Origin of the sequence: Streptococcus oralis (genome assembly GCF_001588645.1) — a bacterium.
GTDB classification, from domain to species: domain Bacteria; phylum Bacillota; class Bacilli; order Lactobacillales; family Streptococcaceae; genus Streptococcus; species Streptococcus oralis_AB.
The window spans coordinates 177411-190816 of sequence record NZ_LAYF01000001.1 but is presented as its reverse complement, the minus strand read 5'-3'; the positions used below and the strand labels follow the sequence as shown (position 1 = coordinate 190816).

Sequence of the window (13406 nt, the reverse complement as noted above, 5' to 3'; positions counted from 1 at the left end):
ATACAAAAAATAGTCGGTCAACACTTAAGTGTGAAGTCGTACACCACAGCGTTTCTATGTTTATATGATACCACTTTTTCAAAAAAAATCAAGAGGAAAATGCAATTATTTGAAAAGGATTTCACAAGTCCCGTAATTTATCAATGGTTTCCTTGCGTTGCGCCAAGGCCCGTTCGTACTTGCCAGTATCTTCCGGAGTGAAATAGCGCTGGTCTTTGATTTTTTCTGGCAGATAGTCTTGCTTGACCCAGTTTCCAGGATAGTTGTGCGGATAGAGATAGTTTTGCGCATTCCCAAGTTCCTTGCTTCCGCTGTAGTGGCCATCGCGCAGGTGTCGAGGGATAGGCAAATGCCCTGATGTTTTAAGGTCAGCAAGTGCCTTGTCCATCGCCACATAGGCTGAGTTGGATTTGGGAGAAAGGGCCAAATCAATCACCACATTGGCAATGAGAATGCGAGCTTCTGGGAAACCAATCTTTTGAGCAGCATCTAGAGCAGTTACGGTATGAATCTGAGCTTCAGGATTGGCCAAACCGATATCCTCATAGGCGATAACAGTCAAGCGACGAGCGAGACTAGGTAAATCACCAGCTTCAATCAAGCGGGCCGCGTAGTGGAGACTGGCATCGACATCCGAGCCACGGATGGACTTTTGCAGGGCTGAGAGGACATCGTAGTGACCGTCCCCATCCTTATCCATTGTAATATAACTGCGTTGCAGGCTATTTTCCATGATGCTGAGGGTGATATGACGAGTTCCCTTTTCGTTTTCTGGAGTAGAGAGGACGGCTAAATCTAGTGAATTAAAGGTAGAACGCAGGTCTCCATTTGTAGAGGTCGCGATGAAATCCAGTGCATCCTCATCTAGCTCAACTGGGAAATCAAAGCCACGTTCAGGGTCAGTTAGAGCGATTTGAATCGCCTCTTTAACATCTTGATTGGCCAAGGGTTCTAACTCAAAAATCTGAACACGACTACGAATGGCTGGAGTGACAGAAAAGAAAGGATTTTCAGTCGTAGCCCCAATCATGATGACCAGACCACTTTCCAAGAGGGGAAGTAGAAAATCTTGCTTGGTTTTATCTAGTCGGTGAATCTCGTCCAGTAGCAGAACTAGTCCACCTGAGAATTTAGCCTCTTCAGCAATTTCTTGCAGTCGCTTCTTACTATCGACTGTCGCATTAAAGGTCCGAAAGGCATACTTGGTGGTCCCAGCGATGGCAGAGGCGATACTGGTCTTTCCGATTCCTGGAGGTCCGTAGAGAATCATGGAGGACAGACGATTGGCTTCCACCATGCGACGGATAATTTTTCCAGGTCCGATTAGATGCTCCTGACCGATGACCTGGTCGATGGTTTTGGGGCGCATGCGAAGCGCGAGATTGTCTGGCATAGCAGTCCTTTCTAACATGGATTTTCTGATGTATATGTGGTAAGATGGTAGTATCTATTTTAGCATATTTCCGAGCAATCGGGGCGATTAAAGAGTCGCATAGAAAGAGGACAAAATGGCAACATACGGATTTTTAGATGTTTTAGAGGAAGAATTGGAGAAGAACTTTCCCTTTGACTTTGAGATTAGTTGGGACAAGCGCAACCATGCGGTAGAAGTGAGTTTTCTTTTGGAAGCACAAAACGCTGCAGGTGTGGAGATGGTGGACGAGGACGGAGAGGTATCATCAGACGATATCCTCTTTGAAGAAGCAGTCCTTTTCTACAATCCTGCCAAGTCAACAGTCAATGAAGAAGACTATTTGACGGTCATCCCTTACCTGCCTAAAAAAGGATTTTCTCGTGAATTTTTAGCTTATTTTGCCCTTTTCCTCAAAGATACTGCCGAGGTTGGTCTGGATGCCCTCATGGACTTTTTGGAAGACCCAGAAGCAGAAGAGTTCGTCATGGAATGGAACCAAGAAGTCTTTGAAGAGGGAAAAGTCGGCTTGGAAGAAGGAGAGTTTTATCCTTATCCGAGATATTAGAAAAGATTCTAAGTGGACATTTTTAAATAATGAGTTCAAGGAGAAAGGGGAGACTATGCTAGAAAGAGTCAAACAGTTTTTCAGGAGAAAGTCAGATAAATCTGAGCAGTCAGTTTGCATCCTTCCCCGCAATCGCTTTGCGGATTTAGATTTCGAGCAAGTATTGAAGTCTGGAACTCGTCGCCTTGTCGATGAGGAGGGGCGCTATGCAGAAGATGGTACAGTCACAGAACTTGAATTTCCTGAAGACTTTTCGGAATTTGAATTTCTAGTTGGTTTTAAGACGGAAGAGGAAGACCAGTTTCAGCAACTATTAGCTCGTTTAAATAGTATTGACAATGCTATTCAGTCCTATTTGGAAAGCGAGATGCAGCAGCCTATTCCCCAGTATGCCAAGGATCTAGGCTATACTCAGAAGAAGTGGGAGAAAACCTTTTACTTTCATCCTTGGATATTAAGTTTTGAGGAAAGTCCGCCTAATCTTCGCTATGTTGCAGATTATGTAAATGATGAGTTTACGGTTTATTTTGCTAAAAAACATGGTAGATGGCGGGCGTACTGGGATGCAGAGTGTCAAAATGTAATTGAAGAAAGCTAGCTAGGGGTTTTCTATAGAGTAGTAGTTATGATAAGAAAAGGTCATCATCATGGAATTATTGGATAAACACTTGGATTTTACGGGTTGTAAAATTGCCCTCTTTTGTGGAGATAAGCTACTGACCATCTTGCGTGATGACAAGGAAAATATCCCTTGGCCCAATATGTGGGAGTTGCCAGGTGGCGGACGAGAAGGTGATGAAAGTCCTTTTGAGTGCGCGGAGCGTGAAGCTTATGAAGAACTAGGAATTCATCTGACTGAAGATTGCCTGCTTTGGAGTAAGGTGTACCCAAGTATGCTTTTTGAGGGGAAGGAATCCGTCTTTCTAGTGGGAAAGTTGACTCAGGAACAGTTTGACAAGATTGTCTTTGGTGATGAAGGGCAGGGCTACAAACTGATGGGCATTGACGAGTTTCTTGGCTCAGATAGGGTTGTACCCCAGTTGCAGGATAGGGTGAGGGATTATTTGGAGAGAGACTATGATTAGACTTGAACGAGCAGGAGCAGAGGATTTAGAAACCGTAATTGCAATTCAAAGGGCTAGCTTTAAGGCAGTCTATGAGAAATACCAAGACGAATACGATCCTTATCTGGAGGACCGTGAACGAATTAAGTGGAAACTAGTCGAGCGTCCCAATAGCTATTACTACTTTGTAAAAAAAGATGAAGAAAACATCGGATTTTTACGAGTTCAGACCAATGACGAGTTAACGAAAGCTTGGTTGGGGACCGCAGCGATTTTGCCCCAGTATCAAGGAAAAGGTTATGGTTCTGAGGGATTGAGATTACTGGAAAAGGAATTTCCAACGATTAAACAGTGGGACTTGTGTACGGTATTACAGGATGCGGTCATGGTCGCCTTTTATGAGAAAAATGGCTACCGTCAAACCCATATCGAGCCTGAAAAAGAAGGTATGGATATGGTTTACATGAAAAAATTGATTGACAAATAGAAAGGATGGTTCGGTTACATTTCTAAACTGAACCCGCCCTAAACACTGTGCCAAAAAGATAAACTTCTCTTAGACACAAGAGTCTTCAGAGAGTTTCCTATTTTGGCCTTGTGTTTTACGGGCTTGGTATCTTAATGATGGAAACATGGCAAGAGTTAAAAGTTACAGTGAAGCGTGAGGGGGAGGAGCTGGTCTCTAATCTCTTGATTGAGCTGGGGGCGCAAGGTGTTGCGATCGAAGACAGCATGGACTATGTGGGGAATGTCGACCGTTTTGGTGAGATTTTCCCTGAGGTAGAGCAGCAAGAAGAAATCGTGGTGACAGCCTACTACCCTGATACGGTTGATGTGGCAGTGGTTGAGGCGAATTTGCAGGCTCGTTTAGCAGAATTAACAGACTTTATGGATTTGGGAGATATCAAGATGGGTACGACTGCCTTGGCTGAGGAAGACTGGGCAGACAACTGGAAGAAATATTATGAACCAGCTCGCATTACTCATGACTTGACCATTGTGCCGTCCTGGACGGACTACGAGGCGACTGCTGGAGAAAAGATTATCAAGTTGGATCCTGGTATGGCCTTTGGGACTGGGACGCATCCAACCACTAAGATGAGTCTCTTCGCCTTGGAGCAGGTTCTTCGTGGTGGCGAAACGGTGCTAGATGTGGGGACTGGTTCAGGTGTCCTTTCTATTGCCAGCTCGCTACTTGGTGCTAAGGAAATTTTCGCCTACGACCTGGATGATGTGGCGGTTCGTGTTGCTCAGGAAAATATTGAGCTCAACCCTGGCATGGAAAATATCCATGTAGCGGCAGGAGATTTGCTTAAGGGTGTTGAGATTGAGGCAGATGTGATTGTGGCTAATATCTTGGCGGATATTCTCATTCATCTGACAGAGGATGCTTATCGTTTGGTCAAGGATGAAGGCTATCTGATCATGAGTGGCATTATCAAGGACAAGTGGGATATGGTGCGCGAGTCAGCTGAGTCAGCTGGATTTTTCCTTGAAACCCATATGATTCAAGGGGAATGGAATGCCTGTGTCTTTAAGAAGACTAAGGATATTTCAGGTGTGATTGGAGGCTAGCATGCAGCAGTATTTTGTCAAAGGCAGTGCTACATCACCTATCACCATTGAGGACAAGGAAACCAGCAAGCATATGTTTCAGGTTATGCGCTTGAAAGAAGATGATGAGGTGACCTTGGTCTTTGATGATGGCATCAAGCGTTTGGCGCGCGTGTTGGATGTGGAGAATCGTCAGTTTGAGTTGGTAGAAGAATTAGTTGACAATGTGGAACTGCCAATCCAAGTGACCATCGCATCTGGATTTCCCAAGGGAGACAAGCTGGAGTTTATTACTCAGAAAGTAACAGAACTAGGAGCTAGTCAAATCTGGGCCTTCCCTGCCGATTGGTCAGTCGCCAAGTGGGACGGCAAGAAACTAGGCAAAAAGGTTGAAAAACTAGAAAAAATCGCCCTTGGAGCAGCCGAACAAAGCAAACGTAATATCGTTCCAACTATTCAGCTTTTCGAGAAAAAAGCAGATTTTCTAGCTCAGTTTGACCAGTTTGACTCTATCGTAGTAGCCTATGAAGAGTCAGCAAAAGAAGGAGAAGTCGCTGCGCTCCTGCAATCAGTCGCTGGTCTTGAAAAAGGAGCCAAACTGCTCTTTATCTTTGGTCCAGAAGGCGGTATCTCACCAGCAGAAATCGAAAGTTTTGAAGCTAAAGGAGCCGTCTTGGCAGGACTTGGCCCTCGCATCTTGCGAGCGGAAACAGCCCCACTTTACGCCTTATCAGCCCTTAGTGTTTTAGTAGAATTAGAAAAATAAGAGGAAGAAAATGGAACAAAAACACCGTTCAGAATTTCCAGAGAAGGAACTTTGGGATTTAACCGCCCTTTACCAAGACCGTGAGGATTTCTTGCGAGCAATCGAGAAAACGCGCGAAGATATCAACCAATTTAGCCGTGACTACAAGGGCAATCTTCACACTTTCGAAGATTTCGAGAAGGCCTTTGCGGAATTGGAGCAAATCTATATCCAGATGAGCCATATTGGCAATTATGCCTTTATGCCTCAGACGACAGACTATAGCAATGAAGATTTTGCTAATATTGCCCAAGCTGGGATGGAATTTGAAACAGATGCCAGCGTAGCCTTGACCTTCTTTGACGATGCCTTGGTGGCAGCAGACGAGGAGGTCTTGGACCGTTTGGGTAAATTGCCTCACTTGACGGCAGCCATTCGTCAGGCCAAAATCAAAAAAGCCCACTACCTAGGGGCTGATGTGGAGAAGGCCTTGACCAATCTAGGTGAAGTTTTCTACAGTTCTCAGGATATTTACACCAAAATGCGAGCTGGGGACTTTGAAATGGCTGACTTTGAAGCTCATGGCAAGACCTACAAAAACAGCTTTGTAACTTATGAGAATTTCTACCAAAACCACGAGGATGCGGAGGTACGTGAAAAATCCTTCCGTTCTTTCTCAGAAGGTCTCCGTAAGCACCAAAATACGGCTGGGGCAGCCTATCTTGCTCAGGTAAAGTCTGAAAAACTATTGGCAGATATGAAGGGTTACGACTCAGTCTTTGACTATCTTCTGGCTGAGCAAGAAGTGGACCGTGCTATGTTTGATCGCCAGATTGACCTCATCATGAAGGACTTTGCGCCAGTTGCTCAGAGATACCTCAAGCATGTTGCCAAGGTCAATGGTCTTGAAAAGATGACCTTTGCAGACTGGAAATTGGACTTGGATAGCGCCCTCAATCCTGAAGTGAGCATTGATGATGCCTATGACTTGGTTATGAAGTCAGTCGCACCATTGGGTCAAGAATACAGTCAAGAAATTGCTCGCTATCAAGAAGAGCGCTGGGTGGACTTTGCTGCTAATAGTGGTAAGGATTCTGGTGGTTATGCGGCGGATCCATATCGCGTGCACCCTTATGTTCTCATGAGTTGGACTGGCCGTTTGAGCGATGTCTATACCTTGATTCATGAAATAGGGCATTCCGGTCAATTTATCTTTTCTGACAATCATCAGAGCTACTTCAACGCCCACATGTCGACCTACTATGTCGAAGCGCCGTCAACCTTCAATGAATTGCTTCTCAGTGATTATTTGGAACACCAGTCTGATGATCCGCGTCAAAAACGCTTTGCCCTAGCTCATCGTTTGACAGACACCTACTTCCATAATTTCATCACCCACCTCTTGGAAGCAGCCTTCCAGCGCAAGGTTTATACATTGATTGAAGAAGGAGAAACCTTCGGAGCAAGCAAACTTAACAGCATTATGAAGGAAGTCTTGACGGATTTCTGGGGAGATGCCATTGAAATTGACGACGATGCTTCTTTGACTTGGATGCGCCAGGCCCACTACTACATGGGCTTGTATAGCTACACCTACTCAGCCGGACTTGTCATCTCGACTGCGGGTTACCTTCATCTGAAACATTCAGAAACTGGAGCTGAAGACTGGCTCAATCTCCTTAAATCTGGCGGTAGCAAGACACCGCTTGAGTCAGCCATGATTATCGGAGCCGATATCTCAACGGACAAACCACTCCGTGATACCATCCAGTTCTTGTCAGACACGGTTGACCAGATTATCGCCTACAGTGCAGAGTTGGGAGAGTAAGGGAATAGAGAGGTCGTTCTAGAATGATGCTAATGGGACTTTTGCTTTATTTGTAGTGATTGTCAAGAAAATTGTTGAGGGTCGTAATTGCAAAGCAGAATTAATAACGGAATCGGTGTTACTAATCATCCTTTTTATTCTCTATATGATTGAATTTAGTTCAGAAGTTGATGAGGAACTATATATTACAATTTATAGTTAAGTTGTTTTATGTAATTATAGTGCAAGGTATAGATTTATAAACAATTTCTAAGAATATCGTAATTCTTTAAAAATATAGAAATATATGATAAAATATAAAATGTAAACGCTTAAAAAGAAAGGTTAATTTTATGAAAAAGGAACAAGTGCTGATTGGTTTGGGAGTTGCAACTGCAATAGTAACTGCTTTTAATGGTCATGTCCAAGCAGATGAGGTTACAAATAAACAATCGAATAAAACTACTGTCAGTCAATCAGAGACCAAAAAGGATGTTGAAGTTTCAGAATCAGATGTAAAAAATGCAGAAGCCAAACTAAACAAAGCAATTGATGAAGAAAAAAATGTTCAGAAGGTTGTTGATAAAATACAACAAGAGCATGCATCTACTGTAACAAATAAAAACAAAGCAGATGATGCTTTGAAACAAGCACAAGAATTTGCTAAGCAAGCTACACCTGAGAAAATTAAAAATGCAGAAAAGAATCTTGCCGCAAAACAAGTAACTGTCAAGAAAGCCGAAGAAAATTTGGCTGGAGCAAAACAAGGTGAGAAACAAGCTCAGACAAGTGTCGAGAACCAACAAACAGTTGTTAATAAGGCAAAAACTCAGGTTGATCAAAGAGCAGCAGACGTAAAAAAGGCACAAGACAAAGTAAGGGTAGCAGAGAATTCTTTTGATTGGAATACACTACGCGAGCTTCAACAAGCAACTGAGAAATTAGATGCGAAAGTGAAAGCGAACCAAGATAAAGTAAATTCTTTAACTAATTCAGTATCCAAAGCAGAGCAAGAAAGAAAAGCACTTGTAGAAAGAGGAAATAAGACACGTTCTAATCTTGAAAAGAATGTAAAGTCGGCTGGATCTGAATTTTTAACAGAAAAAGTAGAACATCAATTAAAAGAAGATAAGGTAAGTGATGATAATTCTATGTCAACTACATTATCTCCTGAATATTCATCTTGGATAGGTAAAGATGGTAAAAGATATTATGTTGTTTCAAATGAAAATGTCGACTTTAACGGAGAAAAAACTGAAACAATAATAGTAAACTCTAAAGATGATGTTGATAAACCTCATGTTGTAGATTATAAAAAAGTTTCTAGATATATAAGAGAGTATCTAGTAGAATTACGTCGTATAAATGGTATAGATATCCCAGTGCCTGAGGTAACGGATAAAGCTTTGAAATGGGCAAAAGCCAGAACGGATGAAATGGCAAGAAATAATGAATTGAGTCATGATACTGTTTTGAAAACAAGTGAGTTTGAACTTAAGGGTGAAACAGAAAATGCTTCTCAGGGTTCGTTACAAGAAAAATCAACTTTAGATGAAAAACAGATTGCTTATGAAGAATTATTATCTTACTTCCATGATTATAATAATGCAAGTAGTTATGGTACTGATAATCCAAATGAGGTGAATAGATATAACTACGGACATAGAATACCTTTATTAGCTGCCTCAGGGACTGGGCTTGCTATGACGCAAACTAACGGTTATGGTATATTAACATTTGTATCTGATAATAATAGAGATGTTTATAATACCTTACCATCTGTAGTTAGCCCATCTGAAAGAAGTAGTTATACTTATAACGGTGAGACGTATTATAGTAATCCTTATAGCTCACATTTTTTAGCAAGAGCAGAAAATAAGGATGGAGATAAAAATCGCTCTGAATTTTATTTTAACGGTAAACGTGTAAAATTCTTACCGAAGACAACTTTCCGTTATGTTTGGAATGAAATCACACATCCTAAAAATCCAGCCTATACTAAAGCGAAAGAAGCTTTAGATAATTTTAATCGAAAACAAAGAAATGAAGAGACTGTGGCAAATGAAAAACTATCGTCTCTAAACAATAACCTTACCATTGCTAAAACGACTTTAGATAAAGATAAAAAAGAACTAGACAAATCTAAAAAACGTCTTGTGGATTTGACAAAACAAAATGAAGCTAAGCTAAACGTTTTGAAATCAGCACAAGCAGAATTGAGTAAACAACAAACTTTGCTGAGTGCTGCTAAAACTGAATTTTTGAAACAAGAATCTCAATTAAATCGATTGAAAGCAATCAAGAATAATAAATCTCATGCTAGTAAGAATGCGGAACAGTCATTAGCTAATGCTAAAAAGGATTTGACAAAGGCGCAACAAGATGTCATTAACCTCAAAAATGCTCCAAGAAAACTCGACGATGCTAAAAAACAATTGATTAGAGCTAAACAAAAGGTTGAGGAATCTAAAAAAGCGCTCGATAATGCCAATGTTAAATTAAAACTTGCTAATGCTAAAAAAGAGGCTGCTAAAAAGGAATATACGAAAGTATCTGAAGCATATAAACAATATTTATTGTTAAAACAAAAAGCGGCTTCGAAAGGAAGTTGGATTCAATCCTCTGGTCGTTGGTGGTACAGACACAACAATGGTTCTTATACAACTAATGGTTGGGAACTAATCGACAGTACATGGTATTATTTTGACAGTTCAGGATGGATGCAAACAGGCTGGGTAAAAACAGGCGGTTCATGGTATTATCTTAATTCTTCAGGTGGAATGAAAACAGGCTGGGTGAAAACAGGAGGATTATGGTATTACCTCAATTCTTCGGGAGCAATGCAAACAGGTTGGTTTAGTGTCTCAGGGAAATGGTACTATGCATATGGTTCAGGTGCCTTAGCAGTCAATACAACTACACCTGATGGATATCATGTCAATTACAATGGGGAATGGATTAAATAGAGAGTTCTATGCTATTTAAAAAGATTAATACAAACTCTCATTTTATTCAGTATAGTATAGCCATCAAATATAGAGATTTACAACTAATTGTAATACATTAAAAATATACAAATTTTGAAAACAATATTGCAACATGTATGAAATTTCCAATCAAATTTCTTGAAACCCGTTCCTTCTTCTGATAGACTAATACATAGTTTGAAAAAAGGAGACTTATCATGAAAAAATTTGTTGCTGAATTAATCGGTACATTTATGCTTGTGTTCATCGGAACAGGAGCTGTTGTTTTTGGAAATGGTGTTGAAGGTCTTGGACACCTTGGAATTGCTTTTGCCTTTGGTTTGGCAATCGTAGTCGCAGCTTTTTCAATCGGAACTGTTTCAGGTGCTCATTTGAACCCAGCTGTTTCGATCGCTATGTTTGTAAACAAACGTTTGTCATCTTCAGAGCTTGTAAACTACATCCTTGGACAAGTAGTTGGAGCTTTCCTTGCATCGGCTGCAGTATTCTTCCTCTTGTCTAACTCAGGCATGTCAACTGCAAGTCTTGGTGAAAATGCCTTAGCAAACGGTGTCACTGTCTTTGGTGGTTTCTTGTTTGAAGTCATCGCAACTTTCTTGTTTGTCTTGGTTATCATGACGGTAACATCAGCAAGCAAAGGAAATGGCGCGATTGCTGGTTTGGTAATCGGTTTGTCCTTGATGGCTATGATTCTTGTAGGATTGAACATCACTGGCCTTTCAGTAAACCCAGCTCGTAGTTTGGCTCCAGCTGTCTTGGTTGGTGGCGCAGCTCTTCAACAAGTTTGGATTTTCATCCTTGCTCCAATCGTTGGTGGTGTACTTGCAGCTCTTGTTGCGAAAAACTGCCTTGGAACAGAAGAATAAGAAATGAAAAAAGAGTCCTGTTCTCAGTTTGAGGAACAGGGCTTTTTCTATGCAAACAAAAAAGCACTCCCTTTTTGAATGGGAGTGTTTCGTGATTAGCTCAATTCAGCAACGATAGCCTTGATTTGTTCTGCTGTATGAACACCAGCAACTTGTTTTACCACTTGGCCGTCTTTTTTGAAAAGAAGAGTTGGGATAGACATGATTCCAAAGGCACGAGCTGTGTTTGGATTTTCATCAACGTCCATTTTAACGATTTTCAAGACATCTTCTGAAAGTTCTTCAGACAATTTATCCAAGATTGGACCTTGCATGCGACATGGACCACACCAAGTTGCCCAGAAGTCTACTAAGACCAAACCGTCTTTTGTTTCTTGTTCGAATGTTGCATCTGTAATTGCTTTTGCCATTGTATTTCTCCTTTTTTAGTTATATTGGCTTAAATCTTGTTTCATGAGATAGAAGAAGACATCTCCGTAAGTCCCATGGTAGTCCAAATCATGACCGTTGTAAGTTAATTTTTGGACAGGGTAGTAGTCTGCGACGCCGATAAGGCAAGCTTGTTGTGAACGATCAAAGTCGTCATAAGATTCGAAAGTTACAGTTCTTTCGTTCTTGCTGGCATCTAGATAGGTAATTTCAATCATTTTAAAAACTCCTTTATTTAATGATGACTTTATTTTACTCCTTGTAAAAGAGAATGTCAAGAAAAATGATTGCGCACGCAACTTTTTCTAAAATCATCTTAAATCAAGAAATCCAAACCAGTTTCCAAGCTTTCTTCGACAGCCTTTTGTAGCGAGGCCAGTGTCTTTTGCCCATCACCTGTCAGGCAGATAAAGCTAGAACGTCTATCTTGATCACAACACATGCGACTAAGCAGACCGCAATTTTTAGCTTCCAAGCGAGCCACCATCCGAGAAACTGCGCTTGGACTGAGATGGAGTTTATCTGGCAGGTCAATCTGCCGTAAAGATTTTTCATCAGCTAGGTCCAGATAGTAGAGCAGGTAAAACTCCTTCAAGGTCAACCTTTGTTCACTCTGCTGGGCGATGGTTTCTTCTAACATGGCTTCCATTTCCTTTTGACGACGGTTGTAGTCAAACCACTTTTCCAGATAGGTCATTGCTTTCTCCTTTCTTTTAAAAGTAAAAATCACAAAGTCATTACTAATTATCTTAGTAACACAAGATGATTGCGCATGCAATTATTATACTACTTTTAACTAATCCTTGCAAGAAGGAAGAATTTCAATATTTCCTTGAAATTTTCTGAAAAAAGAGTAAACTGGTATGCAAGAAGTTTATTTCATGGAGTTTAGGATGAAATTATATGTTCAATTAATGATTCTCTTTGTGATTTCTCTAATCGGTGAGGGAATCTCCAGTTTTTTTCATCTGCCTATCCCAGGCAGTATTATCGGTTTGATTATTCTCTTTCTAGCCCTGCAGTTCAAGTGGCTGAGAACAAGGCACGTCAACATGGTCGGAAATTTCTTGCTGGCTAATATGACCATTCTCTTTTTGCCGCCAGCAGTGGGTATCATGGAAAAATTTGATGTGATTGCCCCCTATCTCTTGCCCATCGTCCTAATTGTCTTTTTCGCGGCTGTTATCAATATTATCCTCATAGCTCTAGTGGTTCAGTTCATCAAGCGACGGTTTGAGGGAGATTATGAGAAGGGAGAAACGAAATGAGTGAATTTGTATCGAATCCTTTGTTTGGAATCGCCTTATCTATCCTAGCTTATCTAGTGGGAATGCTGATTTACAGACGTTTTCCCCATCCTTTGACAACACCTTTGCTTTTGTCGGCAATTTTCATTATCATCCTTCTTAAGGCGACGGGTATTTCTTATCAAGATTACTACCAAGGTGGGGTTTATCTGAATAACTTGATAGTCCCATCGACAGTGGCTCTAGGGATTCCGCTTTATAAAAGTTTTCATCTGATGAAGCACCATGCTCGGAGTATTCTCTTTGGTAGTCTGCTAGCAGTAGTTGTCAATACTAGCTTCACTGCCATAGTGGCGAAAATATTTGGCATGGACTTTTTCCTAGCCATTTCTCTCTTTCCCAAGTCAGTGACAACCGCCATGGCAGTGGGGATCACAGAAAAATTGCAAGGCTTGACGACCGTGACCTTGGTGGTTGTAGTAGCAACTGGGATTTTGACCAGTGTTATTGGACCAACCCTTTTGAAGTGGTTGAAGATTGATGATCCAGTGGCTGTAGGCCTTTCCCTTGGAGGGACAGGTCACGCAGTCGGAACGGGAACCGCCTTTCGATATGGTTCTGTAGCAGGAGCCATGGGTGGCTTAGCTATCGGTGTCACTGGTATTCTCTATGTTTTTGTTAGTCCCAGTGTAGCCAGTTTGATATTGAGTTAAAGAAAAACCCAGCTT

General features: G+C 41.3%; 15 protein-coding genes. 11 read left to right on the top strand and 4 right to left on the bottom strand.

The genetic code is table 11. The features are described from left to right. Window positions 1-121: 121 nt before the first annotated feature. Window positions 122-1393 (bottom strand): replication-associated recombination protein A, encoded by a 1272-nt coding sequence (locus tag A0739_RS00830; protein ID WP_061586745.1) that lies wholly within the window; start codon window positions 1391-1393, stop codon window positions 122-124. A gap of 115 nt (window positions 1394-1508) precedes the next feature. Between A0739_RS00830 and A0739_RS00825 the strand changes: the two genes are divergently transcribed. The 9 genes from A0739_RS00825 (at window position 1509) to A0739_RS00785 (ending at window position 11002) form a co-directional block, all read left to right on the top strand. After that, complete coding sequence (locus A0739_RS00825) at window positions 1509-1979, top strand: DUF3013 family protein (protein WP_000257122.1); 471 nt, start codon at window positions 1509-1511, stop codon at window positions 1977-1979. A 55-nt stretch (window positions 1980-2034) separates the two neighbouring features. Further along, window positions 2035-2577 carry a hypothetical protein gene (locus tag A0739_RS00820; protein ID WP_061586744.1) on the top strand — a complete coding sequence of 181 codons (543 nt, stop codon included), beginning with the start codon at window positions 2035-2037 and terminating at the stop codon, window positions 2575-2577. A gap of 49 nt (window positions 2578-2626) precedes the next feature. Then, complete coding sequence (locus A0739_RS00815; protein ID WP_061586743.1) at window positions 2627-3064, top strand: NUDIX hydrolase; 438 nt, start codon at window positions 2627-2629, stop codon at window positions 3062-3064. Then, window positions 3057-3530, top strand: a complete 474-nt coding sequence (locus A0739_RS00810) for a GNAT family N-acetyltransferase (protein WP_061586742.1) — start codon at window positions 3057-3059, stop codon at window positions 3528-3530. The genes A0739_RS00815 and A0739_RS00810 overlap by 8 nt, the downstream gene beginning before the upstream one ends. A 137-nt stretch (window positions 3531-3667) precedes the next feature. Then, window positions 3668-4618: a 50S ribosomal protein L11 methyltransferase gene (prmA, locus tag A0739_RS00805; RefSeq protein WP_082243778.1), complete on the top strand. Its 951-nt coding sequence runs from the start codon at window positions 3668-3670 to the stop codon at window positions 4616-4618. 1 nt (window position 4619) lies between these two features. Then, window positions 4620-5363, top strand: a complete 744-nt coding sequence (locus A0739_RS00800; RefSeq protein ID WP_001188215.1) for a 16S rRNA (uracil(1498)-N(3))-methyltransferase — start codon at window positions 4620-4622, stop codon at window positions 5361-5363. Between the two features lie 10 nt (window positions 5364-5373). After that, a complete protein-coding gene (gene pepF / locus A0739_RS00795; protein ID WP_061586740.1) occupies window positions 5374-7170 on the top strand; it encodes an oligoendopeptidase F in 1797 nt (598 codons plus the stop codon). A gap of 332 nt (window positions 7171-7502) precedes the next feature. Beyond that, entirely contained in the window at window positions 7503-10115 is a 2613-nt protein-coding gene (locus A0739_RS10800) for a hypothetical protein (protein WP_414162706.1), read from the top strand. A gap of 218 nt (window positions 10116-10333) precedes the next feature. After that, window positions 10334-11002: an MIP/aquaporin family protein gene (locus tag A0739_RS00785; RefSeq protein WP_061586739.1), complete on the top strand. Its 669-nt coding sequence runs from the start codon at window positions 10334-10336 to the stop codon at window positions 11000-11002. Between the two features lie 95 nt (window positions 11003-11097). On the opposite strand, the gene trxA is transcribed toward A0739_RS00785, so the two are convergent. The 3 genes from trxA to A0739_RS00770 form a co-directional block, all read right to left on the bottom strand. After that, window positions 11098-11412 carry a thioredoxin gene (gene trxA / locus A0739_RS00780; protein ID WP_001029581.1) on the bottom strand — a complete coding sequence of 105 codons (315 nt, stop codon included), beginning with the start codon at window positions 11410-11412 and terminating at the stop codon, window positions 11098-11100. Window positions 11413-11427: 15 nt separating this feature from the next. Further along, the gene (locus A0739_RS00775; RefSeq protein WP_000570251.1) at window positions 11428-11649 is read right to left on the bottom strand and encodes a DUF4649 family protein; all 222 of its coding nucleotides are present in this window, start codon (window positions 11647-11649) and stop codon (window positions 11428-11430) included. A 98-nt stretch (window positions 11650-11747) separates the two neighbouring features. Beyond that, window positions 11748-12128, bottom strand: coding sequence for a MarR family transcriptional regulator (locus A0739_RS00770; RefSeq protein WP_061586738.1), 381 nt, complete (start codon window positions 12126-12128; stop codon window positions 11748-11750). A gap of 196 nt (window positions 12129-12324) precedes the next feature. On the opposite strand from A0739_RS00770, the gene A0739_RS00765 reads away from it, so the two are divergent. Both A0739_RS00765 and A0739_RS00760 read left to right on the top strand, forming a co-directional pair. Then, a complete protein-coding gene (locus tag A0739_RS00765) occupies window positions 12325-12699 on the top strand; it encodes a CidA/LrgA family protein (protein WP_000781326.1) in 375 nt (124 codons plus the stop codon). Further along, complete coding sequence (locus A0739_RS00760; RefSeq protein WP_061586737.1) at window positions 12696-13391, top strand: LrgB family protein; 696 nt, start codon at window positions 12696-12698, stop codon at window positions 13389-13391. The genes A0739_RS00765 and A0739_RS00760 overlap by 4 nt, the downstream gene beginning before the upstream one ends. Window positions 13392-13406: the final 15 nt, after the last annotated feature.

Bases quoted from the DNA above. Each gene is read 5' to 3' on its own strand.
- pepF (WP_061586740.1), top strand. From the start codon at position 5,374: ATGGAACAAAAACACCGTTCAGAATTTCCAGAGAAGGAACTTTGGGAT.
- A0739_RS00815 (WP_061586743.1), top strand. From the start codon at position 2,627: ATGGAATTATTGGATAAACACTTGGATTTTACGGGTTGTAAAATTGCC.
- A0739_RS00765 (WP_000781326.1), top strand. From the start codon at position 12,325: ATGAAATTATATGTTCAATTAATGATTCTCTTTGTGATTTCTCTAATC.
- prmA (WP_082243778.1), top strand. From the start codon at position 3,668: ATGGAAACATGGCAAGAGTTAAAAGTTACAGTGAAGCGTGAGGGGGAG.
- trxA (WP_001029581.1), bottom strand. From the start codon at position 11,412: ATGGCAAAAGCAATTACAGATGCAACATTCGAACAAGAAACAAAAGAC.
- A0739_RS00770 (WP_061586738.1), bottom strand. From the start codon at position 12,128: ATGACCTATCTGGAAAAGTGGTTTGACTACAACCGTCGTCAAAAGGAA.
- A0739_RS00800 (WP_001188215.1), top strand. From the start codon at position 4,620: ATGCAGCAGTATTTTGTCAAAGGCAGTGCTACATCACCTATCACCATT.
- A0739_RS00830 (WP_061586745.1), bottom strand. From the start codon at position 1,393: ATGCCAGACAATCTCGCGCTTCGCATGCGCCCCAAAACCATCGACCAG.
- A0739_RS00775 (WP_000570251.1), bottom strand. From the start codon at position 11,649: ATGATTGAAATTACCTATCTAGATGCCAGCAAGAACGAAAGAACTGTA.
- A0739_RS00820 (WP_061586744.1), top strand. From the start codon at position 2,035: ATGCTAGAAAGAGTCAAACAGTTTTTCAGGAGAAAGTCAGATAAATCT.
- A0739_RS10800 (WP_414162706.1), top strand. From the start codon at position 7,503: ATGAAAAAGGAACAAGTGCTGATTGGTTTGGGAGTTGCAACTGCAATA.
- A0739_RS00760 (WP_061586737.1), top strand. From the start codon at position 12,696: ATGAGTGAATTTGTATCGAATCCTTTGTTTGGAATCGCCTTATCTATC.
- A0739_RS00810 (WP_061586742.1), top strand. From the start codon at position 3,057: ATGATTAGACTTGAACGAGCAGGAGCAGAGGATTTAGAAACCGTAATT.
- A0739_RS00825 (WP_000257122.1), top strand. From the start codon at position 1,509: ATGGCAACATACGGATTTTTAGATGTTTTAGAGGAAGAATTGGAGAAG.
- A0739_RS00785 (WP_061586739.1), top strand. From the start codon at position 10,334: ATGAAAAAATTTGTTGCTGAATTAATCGGTACATTTATGCTTGTGTTC.